Source organism: Vibrio gazogenes (assembly GCF_002196515.1).
Lineage (GTDB): Bacteria > Pseudomonadota > Gammaproteobacteria > Enterobacterales > Vibrionaceae > Vibrio > Vibrio gazogenes_A.
The window spans coordinates 1,483,368-1,500,925 of record NZ_CP018835.1 but is presented as its reverse complement, the minus strand read 5'-3'; the positions used below and the strand labels follow the sequence as shown (position 1 = coordinate 1,500,925).

4 protein-coding genes, 7 tRNA genes and 6 rRNA genes are annotated in these 17,558 nt (G+C 48.1%); all 17 read left to right on the top strand.

The features are described from left to right. The first annotated feature begins 48 nt into the window (after window positions 1-48). The 17 genes from BSQ33_RS06865 to BSQ33_RS06785 all read left to right on the top strand — a co-directional run bounded on the left by BSQ33_RS06865 (window position 49) and on the right by BSQ33_RS06785 (window position 17,552). Complete coding sequence (locus BSQ33_RS06865) at window positions 49-1,881, top strand: assimilatory sulfite reductase (NADPH) flavoprotein subunit (RefSeq protein WP_232471959.1); 1,833 nt, start codon at window positions 49-51, stop codon at window positions 1,879-1,881. Further along, window positions 1,881-3,614 carry an assimilatory sulfite reductase (NADPH) hemoprotein subunit gene (gene cysI, locus BSQ33_RS06860; protein ID WP_088133709.1) on the top strand — a complete coding sequence of 578 codons (1,734 nt, stop codon included), beginning with the start codon at window positions 1,881-1,883 and terminating at the stop codon, window positions 3,612-3,614. Before BSQ33_RS06865 ends, cysI begins: the two co-directional genes overlap by 1 nt. Continuing rightward, complete coding sequence (locus tag BSQ33_RS06855) at window positions 3,607-4,383, top strand: phosphoadenylyl-sulfate reductase (protein WP_088133708.1); 777 nt, start codon at window positions 3,607-3,609, stop codon at window positions 4,381-4,383. Before cysI ends, BSQ33_RS06855 begins: the two co-directional genes overlap by 8 nt. Window positions 4,384-4,990: 607 nt before the next feature. Continuing rightward, window positions 4,991-6,532: ribosomal RNA gene (locus BSQ33_RS06850) — 16S ribosomal RNA — on the top strand. A 62-nt stretch (window positions 6,533-6,594) separates the two neighbouring features. Next, window positions 6,595-6,671 (top strand) — tRNA-Ile (locus BSQ33_RS06845). Window positions 6,672-6,765: 94 nt separating this feature from the next. Next, a tRNA-Ala gene (locus tag BSQ33_RS06840) sits at window positions 6,766-6,841 on the top strand. Window positions 6,842-7,141: 300 nt separating this feature from the next. Next, window positions 7,142-10,031, top strand: a 23S ribosomal RNA gene (locus tag BSQ33_RS06835). Between the two features lie 79 nt (window positions 10,032-10,110). Continuing rightward, window positions 10,111-10,226, top strand: a 5S ribosomal RNA gene (gene rrf, locus BSQ33_RS06830). Between the two features lie 370 nt (window positions 10,227-10,596). Continuing rightward, a 16S ribosomal RNA gene (locus tag BSQ33_RS06825) occupies window positions 10,597-12,138 on the top strand. A 182-nt stretch (window positions 12,139-12,320) separates the two neighbouring features. Beyond that, a tRNA-Glu gene (locus BSQ33_RS06820) sits at window positions 12,321-12,396 on the top strand. Window positions 12,397-12,413: 17 nt separating this feature from the next. Next, window positions 12,414-12,489: transfer RNA gene (locus BSQ33_RS06815), tRNA-Lys, on the top strand. Window positions 12,490-12,521: 32 nt separating this feature from the next. Then, window positions 12,522-12,597 (top strand) — tRNA-Val (locus BSQ33_RS06810). Between the two features lie 358 nt (window positions 12,598-12,955). Continuing rightward, window positions 12,956-15,845 (top strand): 23S ribosomal RNA (locus tag BSQ33_RS06805). A gap of 79 nt (window positions 15,846-15,924) precedes the next feature. After that, window positions 15,925-16,040 (top strand): 5S ribosomal RNA (rrf, locus tag BSQ33_RS06800). The 16S, 23S and 5S rRNA genes sit together here with 7 tRNA genes alongside, the layout of an rRNA operon. A 91-nt stretch (window positions 16,041-16,131) precedes the next feature. Beyond that, window positions 16,132-16,208 (top strand) — tRNA-Asp (locus BSQ33_RS06795). An 87-nt stretch (window positions 16,209-16,295) separates the two neighbouring features. After that, a tRNA-Asp gene (locus BSQ33_RS06790) sits at window positions 16,296-16,385 on the top strand. A 234-nt stretch (window positions 16,386-16,619) separates the two neighbouring features. Then, the gene (locus BSQ33_RS06785) at window positions 16,620-17,552 is read left to right on the top strand and encodes a phospholipase A (protein ID WP_088133707.1); all 933 of its coding nucleotides are present in this window, start codon (window positions 16,620-16,622) and stop codon (window positions 17,550-17,552) included. Window positions 17,553-17,558 lie beyond the last annotated feature (6 nt).

Genomic DNA, 17,558 nt, shown 5'->3' with positions numbered 1-17,558 from the left:
TGAGCTTGGTTACTCTATCGTCATGCAATGAATAGGGAAGTCGTGACGATGTCTTCAGCTAACAATAATATTTCCAACCAGAGTGGTTTATTTTCTAGTCCACTCAACGATACGCAACTTAATCAGTTGCAACACACTGTTTCACAACTGTCGCCGCAGCAATTAGCTTGGGTCAGCGGATATTTCTGGGGATTGAGTCAGTCTCAGACTGGTGAGGTTGCCGGTGCGGCGACGATGTCTCCGCTTGCTGCCGCAAAACCTGCCGATAAACTCACTATTATTTATGCTTCCCAAACCGGGAATGCAAAAGGGGTTGCTGAAGCACTGGAACATGAGGCACAAGCACAGGGGCTGCCGGTACAGATTTTTGATGCCAGTGATTACAAAGGTAAAGATCTTGCCAAGGAAACCCATGTTGTCATCGTGGCTTCAACCAACGGTGAAGGTGAAGCGCCTGATAATGCTCTTGAGCTGCATGAATTCTTACAGTCCAAAAAAGCACCGAAACTACCGAATCTACAGTATGGTGTGATTGGTCTGGGTGACTCAAGCTATGAGTTCTTCTGCCAGACGGGTAAAGATTTTGATGCTTTCCTCGCCAAATTGGGTGCAAAACCATTTTTGGAACGGGTTGACTGTGATGTGGACTATGACGCTCCGGCAGCAGAGTGGCGTCAACAAGCGCTGGGGATTCTTAAAGAATCGATGTCGGAAGGGCAGGGTGAAGTTGTGCCGCTACCGATTCATTCCGCAGGCGGTGCTACTGCCGAATATACCAAGCTGAAACCTTATACTGCGACGTTGCTGACCAATCAGAAAATTACTGGCCGGGATTCGGGTAAAGATGTCCGCCATATTGAAATTGACCTTGAAGGATCAGGTATTACTTATCAACCGGGCGATGCATTAGGGGTTTGGTATGAAAATGATGCTGACTTATCCAGCCAGATTTTGAGCTGTGTCGGATTATCTGGCGTGGAGAGTGTCGAGGTTGATGGTGAAAGTATTTCGGTTCACAGTGCTTTAATTCGCCAGTTCGAAATCACCTCATCCAATCCTCAGTTGATTACTCGGGTGGCGGCGTTATCTGAATCGACATTCTTGAAAGAGCTTGTCGAAGATAAAGATAAACTGCGTGAGTATTCCGCGCATACACAGATTATTGACGTGTTAAAACAAGCCGCTGTGCAGTTATCGGCAGATGAATTAGTCGGACTACTACGTCGTTTGACCCCTCGTCTCTATTCCATCGCATCCAGTCAAAGTGAAGTCGATGAAGAAGTTCATCTGACGGTTGGGGTGGTTGAATATGACCAAAATGGTGAAGCCCGTCAGGGAGGCGCCTCCGGATTTTTGACGCATCGTCTTGAAGAAGGCGACAACATCAAAGTTTTCATTGAGCATAATAATAACTTCAAACTTCCTCAGGATGATGATACTGCAATTATCATGGTGGGGCCGGGAACAGGGATTGCGCCATTTAGAAGCTTTATTCAGGAAAGAGATAACCGTGGCGCTTCAGGGAAAAGTTGGTTGTTCTTCGGTGACCGGACATTCACGCAAGATTTTCTCTATCAGGTTGAATGGCAGAAATATCTGAAGTCAGGTGCACTCACTCAGATGGATGTTGCGTTTAGCCGCGATCAGGCCGAAAAAGTTTATGTTCAGCATCGCTTGCTGGAGAAAGCCGAGCAGATTTGGGAGTGGTTACAGAGTGGGGCCTATCTTTATGTCTGTGGTGATGCAACCCATATGGCAAAAGATGTTCACGAAGCCTTGATTACGATTGCCGAACAGCAAGGCGGTTTGGGTCGGGAACAAGCTGAAGAATATGTCAACGAACTCCGTAAAGCGAAGCGTTATCAAAGGGATGTCTACTAATGAGTGCGAATCAAGAAACCAAAGACCAAGAAGTATTGGGACAAGTGCTGGGGCCATTGTCTGATAACGAGCGGCTGAAGAGAGAGAGTAATTTTTTACGTGGCACGATCACGCAAGATCTTCAGGATCCGCTTACCGGTGGATTTACGGCAGATAACTTTCAGTTGATCCGGTTTCACGGGATGTATCAGCAGGATGATCGTGATATTCGGGCTGAGCGGACAAAACAGAAGCTGGAACCGATGCATAATGTGATGCTTCGTGCTCGGATGCCCGGTGGCATTATTCAGCCCCAACAATGGCTCGCGATCGACCAGTTTGCAACGGAACATACGCTATATGGCAGTATCCGTCTGACGACCCGACAAACCTTTCAGTTTCATGGTGTGCTGAAGCCTCAAATTAAAATGATGCATCAGATGCTCAATAAAACCGGGATTGATTCGATTGCTACTGCCGGTGATGTAAACCGTAACGTGCTGTGTACATCGAACCCGGTTGAATCAGAACTTCATCAAGAAGCTTATGAATGGGCGAAGAAAATAAGCGAGCATTTACTGCCGAAAACCCGGGCTTATGCTGAAATATGGCTGGATGGCGAAAAACTGGAAACAACGGATGAAGAACCGATTCTGGGAAGTAACTATTTACCCCGGAAGTTTAAAACAACCGTTGTGATTCCACCGCATAATGACATTGATGTGCACGCGAATGATTTAAATTTTGTGGCGATTGCTGAAGCTGGCAAGTTGATTGGATTCAATGTGCTGGTGGGTGGCGGTTTAGCGATGACGCATGGTGATACTTCAACCTATCCTCGTCGTGCAGATGATTTTGGCTTCATCCCGCTAGAAAAGACACTCGATGTTGCTGCCGCGGTTGTCTCGACACAGAGAGATTGGGGAAACCGTTCTAACCGTAAGAACGCGAAGACTAAGTACACATTAGATCGCGTTGGTATCGACGTATTTAAGGCTGAAGTTGAAAAAAGGGCCGGTACCCATTTTACAGAAAGCCGACCTTACGAGTTCACCAGTCGTGGTGATCGTATCGGATGGGTAGAAGGGATTGATGGTAAATTCCATCTGACCCTCTTTATTGAAAATGGGCGGCTACTGGATTATCCGGGTAAGCCATTAAAGACAGGTGTTGCTGAAATCGCGAAAATCCATCAGGGAGACTTCCGGATGACCGCCAATCAAAATCTGATTGTCGCTGGGGTTACCGCTGAGCAAAAAGAGCAGATTGAATTAATTGCCAAAGCGCATGGTTTGATGGATGACGGTGTGAGTGAACAACGCAAGAATTCAATGGCGTGTGTTGCATTCCCAACATGCCCGTTAGCCATGGCTGAGGCTGAACGTTTCTTACCTGAATTTGTCACCGATGTTGAAGGTATTCTGGAAAAACATCAGTTAGGAGAAGATGAGAATATCATTTTGCGCGTCACCGGCTGTCCCAATGGATGTGGCCGAGCCATGCTCGCGGAAGTTGGACTCGTCGGAAAAGCGCCGGGGCGTTATAACCTGCATCTTGGTGGTAATCGCGCAGGTACGCGGATCCCGAAAATGTACAAAGAAAATATTACAGAACAACAGATATTAGCAGAGCTCGACCAATTAGTAGGACGTTGGGCGACAGAGCGTAATGAAGGTGAATATTTTGGTGACTTCGTGATTCGAAGTGGAATCATTGAAGAGGTCGTCATCTCAAAGAGGGATTTCTATGCCTGATAATATGTTATATCAGCCCCAGCTTTCTGAGTTACTCAGTATGACAAAAGTGGAGCAGTCGCTGCTCTTGGCTGAATTAAACGGGTATCTGGAAAGTTTGTCGGCTCAAGAAAGGATCATTTGGGCATTTGAGAACTTACAGGGAACATTTGCAGTCTCTTCTAGTTTTGGTATTCAAGCTGCATTGATGTTACATCTGGTTTCTCAAGTTAAAAATGATGTTCCGGTTATCCTGACTGATACAGGATATATGTTTCCTGAAACATATCAGTTTATTGACTTGTTGACGGAAAGGTTGAACCTCAATCTGAAAATATATCGTGCGGCGCTTACACCTGCTTGGCAGGAAGCTCGTTACGGCAAGTTGTGGGAACAGGACGTTGAGGGGATTGAGAAATACAACCGACTCAATAAAGTTGAACCGATGAGAAGAGCTCTGAAAGAGTTGGAAGTTGGTACTTGGTTCTCTGGACTGCGTCGTGAGCAGTCGAAATCTCGTGCTCATCTACCGGTGCTTGCGATCCAGAATGGTGTTTTTAAATTCTTGCCGGTGATCGATTGGACGAATAAAGATGTCCATTATTATCTGAAAGAATATGACTTGCCTTATCATCCGCTATGGGATGAAGGTTATCTCTCTATCGGTGACGTGCATACCACTCAAAAATGGGAACCCGGTATGTCAGAAGAAGAAACACGCTTCTTTGGTTTGAAAAGAGAATGTGGGCTTCATGAAGATGATGGTGAATCTTATGGCTCAGGTATTTAACCTTCACTGAATAAAAAAAGCTGCGATTGCAGCTTTTTTTATATCTCTCTTTTTATATCCCATCCATGTCAAAAAGGATAATTCTGTGGATAACTTGTGACTTATCTTTGAGTAAATTGGTATAAACAAGCCATTGGAGGTTTATTCATCGATTAACTGTTATTTTTACATTTTTTGGAAAAAAAGACTTGCGGATGTGAACTGGATCTCTATAATGCGCACTCGTTGACAGGCAAGGCTTCTACGGAATTTGAGCGAGGTCAACAAGGTTATAAAGAATGTGGATACAATCTGAAAAAAGTGTTTGACACAAAGATTTATCTCGCTAGAATAGCCGCCTCTTCAAACGGTAAATGTTCTGAAGAGTTGCTCTTTAACAATATAGACCAATCAATCTGTGTGGGCACTCGTCGATAAATATCCAATAAGATTTTATCAATGAACCGAGTGACCAATATCAAGTTGGAAAGCAGTTTACTGTAATCTGACAAGAGCACAGTCAATTCAACATTACTTATGTAATGTCACTTTTTGCTTCTGTTTTTTTAAAAAAGCGGAGACGAAAAGCAGTATTCATTGAGCCGACACTTTGGTGTCACAAAAACTTTAATTGAAGAGTTTGATCATGGCTCAGATTGAACGCTGGCGGCAGGCCTAACACATGCAAGTCGAGCGGTAACAGAAAGAAGCTTGCTTCTTTGCTGACGAGCGGCGGACGGGTGAGTAAAGCCTGGGAAATTGCCCTGATGTGGGGGATAACCATTGGAAACGATGGCTAATACCGCATAACGTCTACGGACCAAAGAGGGGGACCTTCGGGCCTCTCGCGTCGGGATATGCCCAGGTGGGATTAGCTAGTTGGTGAGGTAAGGGCTCACCAAGGCGACGATCTCTAGCTGGTCTGAGAGGATGATCAGCCACACTGGAACTGAGACACGGTCCAGACTCCTACGGGAGGCAGCAGTGGGGAATATTGCACAATGGGCGCAAGCCTGATGCAGCCATGCCGCGTGTATGAAGAAGGCCTTCGGGTTGTAAAGTACTTTCAGCAGTGAGGAAGGGTGTAGCTTTAATAGAGTTACATTTTGACGTTAGCTGCAGAAGAAGCACCGGCTAACTCCGTGCCAGCAGCCGCGGTAATACGGAGGGTGCGAGCGTTAATCGGAATTACTGGGCGTAAAGCGCATGCAGGTGGTTTTTTAAGTCAGATGTGAAAGCCCGGGGCTTAACCCCGGAGTTGCATTTGAAACTGGGAGGCTAGAGTACTGTAGAGGGGGGTAGAATTTCAGGTGTAGCGGTGAAATGCGTAGAGATCTGAAGGAATACCGGTGGCGAAGGCGGCCCCCTGGACAGATACTGACACTCAGATGCGAAAGCGTGGGGAGCAAACAGGATTAGATACCCTGGTAGTCCACGCCGTAAACGATGTCTACTTGGAGGTTGTGGCCTTGAGCCGTGGCTTTCGGAGCTAACGCGTTAAGTAGACCGCCTGGGGAGTACGGTCGCAAGATTAAAACTCAAATGAATTGACGGGGGCCCGCACAAGCGGTGGAGCATGTGGTTTAATTCGATGCAACGCGAAGAACCTTACCTACTCTTGACATCCAGAGAAGCCGGAAGAGATTCTGGTGTGCCTTCGGGAGCTCTGAGACAGGTGCTGCATGGCTGTCGTCAGCTCGTGTTGTGAAATGTTGGGTTAAGTCCCGCAACGAGCGCAACCCTTATCCTTGATTGCCAGCACTTCGGGTGGGAACTTCAGGGAGACTGCCGGTGATAAACCGGAGGAAGGTGGGGACGACGTCAAGTCATCATGGCCCTTACGAGTAGGGCTACACACGTGCTACAATGGCGTATACAGAGGGTTGCCAACTTGCGAAAGTGAGCGAATCCCAAAAAGTACGTCGTAGTCCGGATTGGAGTCTGCAACTCGACTCCATGAAGTCGGAATCGCTAGTAATCGTGGATCAGAATGCCACGGTGAATACGTTCCCGGGCCTTGTACACACCGCCCGTCACACCATGGGAGTGGGCTGCAAAAGAAGCAGGTAGTTTAACCTTCGGGAGGACGCTTGCCACTTTGTGGTTCATGACTGGGGTGAAGTCGTAACAAGGTAGCGCTAGGGGAACCTGGCGCTGGATCACCTCCTTACGAAAAGATATTTGAGATGAGTGTCCACACAGATTGATTTGGTTTATAAGCAAAGAGAGTTTGGGTCTGTAGCTCAGGTGGTTAGAGCGTTCGCCTGATAAGCGAGAGGTCGGTGGTTCAAGTCCACTCAGACCCACCAAAATCTTCGAATAGCGGCGTTAGTTTCCTCGTTGTGTATAAACGATACACGTCCTCGAAAACTGCCTTGCTCTTCAATGATTTTACCTATAGATGGGGCTATAGCTCAGCTGGGAGAGCGCCTGCCTTGCACGCAGGAGGTCTGCGGTTCGATCCCGCATAGCTCCACCATCTTTAAGGGTTTTTAAAACAGAATCTTTAAAAATGGTTTTGTAATATACAAAATCTTTGCTCTTTAACAATTTGGAAAGCTGACAAAATAATGTGTGTTTCTTTGGAAACAGACGATTATTTGTAAAAGTTCTCAATCCTTTCTCGAAAGAGAAAGACCAACACAATCAAGTGTTCTTGGAATGACACGATTTAGTGTCTATTCAATTGAGTCCGGCAAAACCAGTCTCTCACTCATGTAAAATAATGAGAGACACCTAGGTTACTGATAATGCAGCTCGAAACTTCTTCGGGTTGTATGGTTAAGTGACTAAGCGTACACGGTGGATGCCTTGGCAGTCAGAGGCGATGAAGGACGTACTAACTTGCGATAAGCGTAGATGAGGCAGTAAGAGCCACTTGAGTCTACGATTTCCGAATGGGGAAACCCACATGCAGCAGCATGTATCATCAGGTGAATACATAGCCTGATGAGGCGAACCGGGAGAACTGAAACATCTAAGTACCCCGAGGAAAAGAAATCAACCGAGATTCCGAAAGTAGCGGCGAGCGAAATCGGAGTAGCCCTTAAGCTTTTACAGCGTTAGGTGAAGTGTCTGGAAAGGCACGCGATAGAGGGTGATAGCCCCGTAACCGAAGGCGTTGTTTAAGTGAAAACGAGTAAGGCGGGACACGTGATATCCTGTCTGAAGATGGGGGGACCATCCTCCAAGGCTAAATACTCCTGACTGACCGATAGTGAACCAGTACCGTGAGGGAAAGGCGAAAAGAACCCCTGTGAGGGGAGTGAAATAGAACCTGAAACCGTGTACGTACAAGCAGTAGGAGCACCTTCGTGGTGTGACTGCGTACCTTTTGTATAATGGGTCAGCGACTTATATTCAGTGGCAAGGTTAACCGATTAGGGGAGCCGTAGCGAAAGCGAGTGTTAACTGCGCGTTTAGTCTCTGGATATAGACCCGAAACCGAGTGATCTAGCCATGGGCAGGTTGAAGGTTGAGTAACATCAACTGGAGGACCGAACCGACTAATGTTGAAAAATTAGCGGATGACTTGTGGCTAGGGGTGAAAGGCCAATCAAACTCGGAGATAGCTGGTTCTCCCCGAAAGCTATTTAGGTAGCGCCTCGGACGAATACTACTGGGGGTAGAGCACTGTTAAGGCTAGGGGGTCATCCCGACTTACCAACCCTTTGCAAACTCCGAATACCAGTAAGTACTATCCGGGAGACACACGGCGGGTGCTAACGTCCGTCGTGGAGAGGGAAACAACCCAGACCGCCAGCTAAGGTCCCAAATTACAGCTAAGTGGGAAACGATGTGGGAAGGCTCAGACAGCTAGGATGTTGGCTTAGAAGCAGCCATCATTTAAAGAAAGCGTAATAGCTCACTAGTCGAGTCGGCCTGCGCGGAAGATGTAACGGGGCTAAGCTGTAAACCGAAGCTGCGGCAATGCGATTTATCGCATTGGGTAGGGGAGCGTTCTGTAAGCCGTTGAAGGTGTGTTGTAAAGCATGCTGGAGGTATCAGAAGTGCGAATGCTGACATGAGTAACGACAAGGGGGGTGAAAAACCTCCCCGCCGGAAGACCAAGGGTTCCTGTCCAACGTTAATCGGGGCAGGGTAAGTCGACCCCTAAGGCGAGGCTGAAAAGCGTAGTCGATGGGAAACGGGTTAATATTCCCGTACTTGTTGTGAATGCGATGGGGGGACGGAGAAGGCTAGGTGGGCCTGGCGACGGTCGTCCAGGTTCAAGTGCGTAGGCTGTGGGATTAGGCAAATCCGGTCCCACAATAGGCTGAGACACGATGTCGAGCATCTACGGATGTGAAGTCATTGATGCCATGCTTCCGGGAAAAGCCTCTAAGCTTCAGTTCACAAGAAATCGTACCCCAAACCGACACAGGTGGTCGGGTAGAGAATACCAAGGCGCTTGAGAGAACTCGGGTGAAGGAACTAGGCAAAATGGTACCGTAACTTCGGGAGAAGGTACGCTCTTGACGGTGAAGTCCCTCGCGGATGGAGCTATTGAGAGTCGCAGATACCAGGTGGCTGCAACTGTTTATTAAAAACACAGCACTGTGCAAAATCGTAAGATGACGTATACGGTGTGACGCCTGCCCGGTGCCGGAAGGTTAATTGATGGGGTTAGACTTAGGTCGAAGCTCTTGATCGAAGCCCCGGTAAACGGCGGCCGTAACTATAACGGTCCTAAGGTAGCGAAATTCCTTGTCGGGTAAGTTCCGACCTGCACGAATGGCGTAATGATGGCCACGCTGTCTCCACCCGAGACTCAGTGAAATTGAAATCGCTGTGAAGATGCAGTGTACCCGCGGCTAGACGGAAAGACCCCGTGAACCTTTACTACAGCTTGGCACTGAACATTGAGCCTACATGTGTAGGATAGGTGGGAGGCTTTGAAGCAGTCACGCTAGTGATTGTGGAGCCGACCTTGAAATACCACCCTTGTATGTTTGATGTTCTAACTTGGCCCCGTTATCCGGGGTGAGGACAGTGCCTGGTGGGTAGTTTGACTGGGGCGGTCTCCTCCCAAAGAGTAACGGAGGAGCACGAAGGTGGGCTAATCACGGTTGGACATCGTGAGGTTAGTGCAATGGCATAAGCCCGCTTAACTGCGAGAGTGACGGCTCGAGCAGGTGCGAAAGCAGGTCATAGTGATCCGGTGGTTCTGAATGGAAGGGCCATCGCTCAACGGATAAAAGGTACTCCGGGGATAACAGGCTGATACCGCCCAAGAGTTCATATCGACGGCGGTGTTTGGCACCTCGATGTCGGCTCATCACATCCTGGGGCTGAAGTCGGTCCCAAGGGTATGGCTGTTCGCCATTTAAAGTGGTACGCGAGCTGGGTTTAGAACGTCGTGAGACAGTTCGGTCCCTATCTGCCGTGGGCGTTGGAGAATTGAAAGGGGCTGCTCCTAGTACGAGAGGACCGGAGTGGACGAACCTCTGGTGTTCGGGTTGTGATGCCAATCGCATTGCCCGGTAGCTAAGTTCGGAATCGATAACCGCTGAAAGCATCTAAGCGGGAAGCGAGCCTTGAGATGAGTTCTCCCTGGCGCTTAAAGCGTCCTGAAGGGTTGTTCGAGACTAGAACGTTGATAGGCAGGGTGTGTAAGCGCTGTGAGGCGTTGAGCTAACCTGTACTAATTGCCCGTGAGACTTAACCATACAACACCGAAGGGGTTTTAGGGCTCATAAGAGACTTGATTGTGTAGAGAGAATCAGCTTTTCGAATTGAAAGAATTTGCTTGGCGACGATAGCGTTTTGGACCCACCTGATTCCATGCCGAACTCAGACGTGAAACGAAACAGCGCCGATGGTAGTGTGGGGTCTCCCCATGTGAGAGTAGGACATCGCCAGGCTTTAATTTTGTTACTTGCTTCAACAGAAGCAAGTCACCATAAAGCTTTTCAGAAGATGAAAGTTTTATGTTGACTTTCAAAGTAGGTGGCGTATTATACGCGTCCTGCCTAAGTGCTAAAGCACTGAAAGCAAAGCTCTTTAACAATATAGACCAATCAATCTGTGTGGGCACTCGTCGATAAATATCCAATAAGATTTTATCAATGAATCGAGTGACCAATATCAAGTTGGAAGCAGTTTACTGTTATCTGACAAGAGCACAGTCAATTCAACATTACTTATGTAATGTCACTTTTTGCTTCTGCTTTTTTTAAAGCGGAGACGAAAAGCAGTATTCATTGAGCCGACACTTTGGTGTCACAAAAACTTTAATTGAAGAGTTTGATCATGGCTCAGATTGAACGCTGGCGGCAGGCCTAACACATGCAAGTCGAGCGGTAACAGAAAGAAGCTTGCTTCTTTGCTGACGAGCGGCGGACGGGTGAGTAAAGCCTGGGAAATTGCCCTGATGTGGGGGATAACCATTGGAAACGATGGCTAATACCGCATAACGTCTACGGACCAAAGAGGGGGACCTTCGGGCCTCTCGCGTCGGGATATGCCCAGGTGGGATTAGCTAGTTGGTGAGGTAAGGGCTCACCAAGGCGACGATCTCTAGCTGGTCTGAGAGGATGATCAGCCACACTGGAACTGAGACACGGTCCAGACTCCTACGGGAGGCAGCAGTGGGGAATATTGCACAATGGGCGCAAGCCTGATGCAGCCATGCCGCGTGTATGAAGAAGGCCTTCGGGTTGTAAAGTACTTTCAGCAGTGAGGAAGGGTGTAGCTTTAATAGAGTTACATTTTGACGTTAGCTGCAGAAGAAGCACCGGCTAACTCCGTGCCAGCAGCCGCGGTAATACGGAGGGTGCGAGCGTTAATCGGAATTACTGGGCGTAAAGCGCATGCAGGTGGTTTTTTAAGTCAGATGTGAAAGCCCGGGGCTTAACCCCGGAGTTGCATTTGAAACTGGGAGGCTAGAGTACTGTAGAGGGGGGTAGAATTTCAGGTGTAGCGGTGAAATGCGTAGAGATCTGAAGGAATACCGGTGGCGAAGGCGGCCCCCTGGACAGATACTGACACTCAGATGCGAAAGCGTGGGGAGCAAACAGGATTAGATACCCTGGTAGTCCACGCCGTAAACGATGTCTACTTGGAGGTTGTGGCCTTGAGCCGTGGCTTTCGGAGCTAACGCGTTAAGTAGACCGCCTGGGGAGTACGGTCGCAAGATTAAAACTCAAATGAATTGACGGGGGCCCGCACAAGCGGTGGAGCATGTGGTTTAATTCGATGCAACGCGAAGAACCTTACCTACTCTTGACATCCAGAGAAGCCGGAAGAGATTCTGGTGTGCCTTCGGGAGCTCTGAGACAGGTGCTGCATGGCTGTCGTCAGCTCGTGTTGTGAAATGTTGGGTTAAGTCCCGCAACGAGCGCAACCCTTATCCTTGATTGCCAGCACTTCGGGTGGGAACTTCAGGGAGACTGCCGGTGATAAACCGGAGGAAGGTGGGGACGACGTCAAGTCATCATGGCCCTTACGAGTAGGGCTACACACGTGCTACAATGGCGTATACAGAGGGTTGCCAACTTGCGAAAGTGAGCGAATCCCAAAAAGTACGTCGTAGTCCGGATTGGAGTCTGCAACTCGACTCCATGAAGTCGGAATCGCTAGTAATCGTGGATCAGAATGCCACGGTGAATACGTTCCCGGGCCTTGTACACACCGCCCGTCACACCATGGGAGTGGGCTGCAAAAGAAGCAGGTAGTTTAACCTTCGGGAGGACGCTTGCCACTTTGTGGTTCATGACTGGGGTGAAGTCGTAACAAGGTAGCGCTAGGGGAACCTGGCGCTGGATCACCTCCTTACGAAAAGATATTTGAGATGAGTGTCCACACAGATTGATTTGGTTTATGTAGAGTGCATTGCAATATGATTTTTCTGAGTTCGAGGAAGGCAATTGACGAAGGAAGGCGTTTACTGTTGTAAACAACTGACTGAGGATAAGCCGCCTGACACGGAAATAAGAGAAAGCATGAAGCAAGAAATTGTCCCGTTCGTCTAGAGGCCTAGGACACCGCCCTTTCACGGCGGTAACAGGGGTTCGACTCCCCTACGGGATACCACTTCCCTAGTGAAGTCTGGGTCGTTAGCTCAGCTGGTAGAGCAGTTGGCTTTTAACCAATTGGTCACAGGTTCGAATCCTGTACGACCCACCATTTTCCTCCTGTTTGAGGAAACGCCTGAAAGTGGGCGATTAGCTCAGTTGGGAGAGCACCTGCCTTACAAGCAGGGGGTCACTGGTTCGAACCCGGTATCGCCCACCACTTTCTAACTATTTTTGGCTCGACAACTCAAACCAGCGGTTTTAACCGATGTGGTTCGATTTTGTGGCGCTGAAAGTCATTAGAAAGTGTTGCTTGAAGTAACAAGTATTGCACTTTGCTCTTTAACAATTTGGAAAGCTGACAAAATAATGTGTGTTTCTTTGGAAACAGACGATTATTTGTAAAAGTTCTCAATCCTTTCTCGAAAGAGAAAGACCAACACAATCAAGTGTTCTTGGAATGACACGATTTAGTGTCTATTCAATTGAGTCCGGCAAAACCAGTCTCTCACTCATGTAAAATAATGAGAGACACCTAGGTTGCTGATAATGCAGCTCGAAACTTCTTCGGGTTGTATGGTTAAGTGACTAAGCGTACACGGTGGATGCCTTGGCAGTCAGAGGCGATGAAGGACGTACTAACTTGCGATAAGCGTAGATGAGGCAGTAAGAGCCACTTGAGTCTACGATTTCCGAATGGGGAAACCCACATGCAGCAGCATGTATCATCAGGTGAATACATAGCCTGATGAGGCGAACCGGGAGAACTGAAACATCTAAGTACCCCGAGGAAAAGAAATCAACCGAGATTCCGAAAGTAGCGGCGAGCGAAATCGGAGTAGCCCTTAAGCTTTTACAGCGTTAGGTGAAGTGTCTGGAAAGGCACGCGATAGAGGGTGATAGCCCCGTAACCGAAGGCGTTGTTTAAGTGAAAACGAGTAAGGCGGGACACGTGATATCCTGTCTGAAGATGGGGGGACCATCCTCCAAGGCTAAATACTCCTGACTGACCGATAGTGAACCAGTACCGTGAGGGAAAGGCGAAAAGAACCCCTGTGAGGGGAGTGAAATAGAACCTGAAACCGTGTACGTACAAGCAGTAGGAGCACCTTCGTGGTGTGACTGCGTACCTTTTGTATAATGGGTCAGCGACTTATATTCAGTGGCAAGGTTAACCGATTAGGGGAGCCGTAGCGAAAGCGAGTGTTAACTGCGCGTTTAGTCTCTGGATATAGACCCGAAACCGAGTGATCTAGCCATGGGCAGGTTGAAGGTTGAGTAACATCAACTGGAGGACCGAACCGACTAATGTTGAAAAATTAGCGGATGACTTGTGGCTAGGGGTGAAAGGCCAATCAAACTCGGAGATAGCTGGTTCTCCCCGAAAGCTATTTAGGTAGCGCCTCGGACGAATACTACTGGGGGTAGAGCACTGTTAAGGCTAGGGGGTCATCCCGACTTACCAACCCTTTGCAAACTCCGAATACCAGTAAGTACTATCCGGGAGACACACGGCGGGTGCTAACGTCCGTCGTGGAGAGGGAAACAACCCAGACCGCCAGCTAAGGTCCCAAATTACAGCTAAGTGGGAAACGATGTGGGAAGGCTCAGACAGCTAGGATGTTGGCTTAGAAGCAGCCATCATTTAAAGAAAGCGTAATAGCTCACTAGTCGAGTCGGCCTGCGCGGAAGATGTAACGGGGCTAAGCTGTAAACCGAAGCTGCGGCAATGCGATTTATCGCATTGGGTAGGGGAGCGTTCTGTAAGCCGTTGAAGGTGTGTTGTAAAGCATGCTGGAGGTATCAGAAGTGCGAATGCTGACATGAGTAACGACAAGGGGGGTGAAAAACCTCCCCGCCGGAAGACCAAGGGTTCCTGTCCAACGTTAATCGGGGCAGGGTAAGTCGACCCCTAAGGCGAGGCTGAAAAGCGTAGTCGATGGGAAACGGGTTAATATTCCCGTACTTGTTGTGAATGCGATGGGGGGACGGAGAAGGCTAGGTGGGCCTGGCGACGGTCGTCCAGGTTCAAGTGCGTAGGCTGTGGGATTAGGCAAATCCGGTCCCACAATAGGCTGAGACACGATGTCGAGCATCTACGGATGTGAAGTCATTGATGCCATGCTTCCGGGAAAAGCCTCTAAGCTTCAGTTCACAAGAAATCGTACCCCAAACCGACACAGGTGGTCGGGTAGAGAATACCAAGGCGCTTGAGAGAACTCGGGTGAAGGAACTAGGCAAAATGGTACCGTAACTTCGGGAGAAGGTACGCTCTTGACGGTGAAGTCCCTCGCGGATGGAGCTATTGAGAGTCGCAGATACCAGGTGGCTGCAACTGTTTATTAAAAACACAGCACTGTGCAAAATCGTAAGATGACGTATACGGTGTGACGCCTGCCCGGTGCCGGAAGGTTAATTGATGGGGTTAGACTTAGGTCGAAGCTCTTGATCGAAGCCCCGGTAAACGGCGGCCGTAACTATAACGGTCCTAAGGTAGCGAAATTCCTTGTCGGGTAAGTTCCGACCTGCACGAATGGCGTAATGATGGCCACGCTGTCTCCACCCGAGACTCAGTGAAATTGAAATCGCTGTGAAGATGCAGTGTACCCGCGGCTAGACGGAAAGACCCCGTGAACCTTTACTACAGCTTGGCACTGAACATTGAGCCTACATGTGTAGGATAGGTGGGAGGCTTTGAAGCAGTCACGCTAGTGATTGTGGAGCCGACCTTGAAATACCACCCTTGTATGTTTGATGTTCTAACTTGGCCCCGTTATCCGGGGTGAGGACAGTGCCTGGTGGGTAGTTTGACTGGGGCGGTCTCCTCCCAAAGAGTAACGGAGGAGCACGAAGGTGGGCTAATCACGGTTGGACATCGTGAGGTTAGTGCAATGGCATAAGCCCGCTTAACTGCGAGAGTGACGGCTCGAGCAGGTGCGAAAGCAGGTCATAGTGATCCGGTGGTTCTGAATGGAAGGGCCATCGCTCAACGGATAAAAGGTACTCCGGGGATAACAGGCTGATACCGCCCAAGAGTTCATATCGACGGCGGTGTTTGGCACCTCGATGTCGGCTCATCACATCCTGGGGCTGAAGTCGGTCCCAAGGGTATGGCTGTTCGCCATTTAAAGTGGTACGCGAGCTGGGTTTAGAACGTCGTGAGACAGTTCGGTCCCTATCTGCCGTGGGCGTTGGAGAATTGAAAGGGGCTGCTCCTAGTACGAGAGGACCGGAGTGGACGAACCTCTGGTGTTCGGGTTGTGATGCCAATCGCATTGCCCGGTAGCTAAGTTCGGAATCGATAACCGCTGAAAGCATCTAAGCGGGAAGCGAGCCTTGAGATGAGTTCTCCCTGGCGCTTAAAGCGTCCTGAAGGGTTGTTCGAGACTAGAACGTTGATAGGCAGGGTGTGTAAGCGCTGTGAGGCGTTGAGCTAACCTGTACTAATTGCCCGTGAGACTTAACCATACAACACCGAAGGGGTTTTAGGGCTCATAAGAGACTTGATTGTGTAGAGAGAATCAGCTTTTCGAATTGAAAGAATTTGCTTGGCGACGATAGCGTTTTGGACCCACCTGATTCCATGCCGAACTCAGACGTGAAACGAAACAGCGCCGATGGTAGTGTGGGGTCTCCCCATGTGAGAGTAGGACATCGCCAGGCTTACTTCCTTGTTTTCAGATTTTGAAAAATCTGAAGGCAAAACTAAATAAAGCATCTAATCAATAAGACTTTATTTGGTAAAAAATTGAGTGGAGCGGTAGTTCAGTTGGTTAGAATACCGGCCTGTCACGCCGGGGGTCGCGGGTTCGAGTCCCGTCCGCTCCGCCACTTATTTTGAAACCTTGGTCGTGATACCAAGGTTTTTTTGTATCTGGCGTAAAGACCGATTCCTATTGTTTCATCAACAGTCCAAGTGGCGCGGTCGTTCAGTGGGTTAGCCTTCTTTTTTAAAACAGCGGCCTGTCACGCCGGGGGTCGCGGGTTCGAGTCCCGTCCGCTCCGCCACTTATTTTGAAACCTTGGTCGTGATACCAAGGTTTTTTTGTGTCTGGCGGATAAAGAATGCCACTGTCCACTTATTTGAAACCCTGATAGCAGTTTGGGGTTTCTGTTAGCTTCATAGCGGTAGCAAGTGCGAGACGTCTTCAGTTTTTGAGAATGCAATTGATACCTACCCTATTGTTTTATTGTTAAATGATGTTAGTTTATTTGCTGATTTGGATGAAGAGATATTGATTAATGACAAAAAAATATAGCCATTTTGAGTATTTATTTCTGATATTTCTGGGGCTTGGTGGTTTCCTGCAAGCAGCGGAAAATGAAGAGCAAGAGAACGTAAATGATGAGTCTTTAATCGAGCAAAGAGTTGCTGAAGAAAAGTCAGTAGAGAATAAAGAGTTTGTCATTATTCCCCATAAGGAAAATTATATACTTCCTATTACATATAACCCGCATCCCAACAGTGAGCCTTATTCTGAAGTTGATACTTTTAACCATAAACCACTGGATAAATATGAGGCAAAATTTCAGATTAGTTTTAAGATGCCGATATCCAGTCACTTAATTGGTGATACGGGAGATCTTTATTTCGCCTATACAAATCAATCTTGGTGGCAAGTCTACAATCGGGGGAGTTCATCACCATTTCGTGAGATAGTTCATGAGCCCGAACTCTTTATGCAATTTGATAATGACTGGAAGATCGGTAATCTGACCAACTCTTTATGGTTATTGGGGATTAACCATCAGTCCAATGGTCAATCTGGAACATTATCAAGAAGTTGGAACCGAATCTATGGTCAAATGGTTTTTGACAATGGTCCACTAGCTTTGAGTTTGAAAACGTGGTGGCGAATTCCTGAGCGAGACAAGAGTTCTCCGACGGATACATCGGGAGATGATAATCCAGATATCCGACATTATATGGGGAACTTTGAATTTGTCTCTCTGTATGGTGTCGGTCAACATCGTTTTACCTTACTACTCCGGGATAATTTGGAGAAAAATAACCGTGGCGCATTACGTTTGAGTTGGAGTTATCCAATATTAAAAGATGCCAATAACCTGAGATTTTATATGCAATACTTTAATGGTTATGGGGAAAGTTTGGTGGATTATAATGTTCATACTCAGCGGATCGGCATTGGTATTGCACTGAATGATTTGTTGTAATGAATT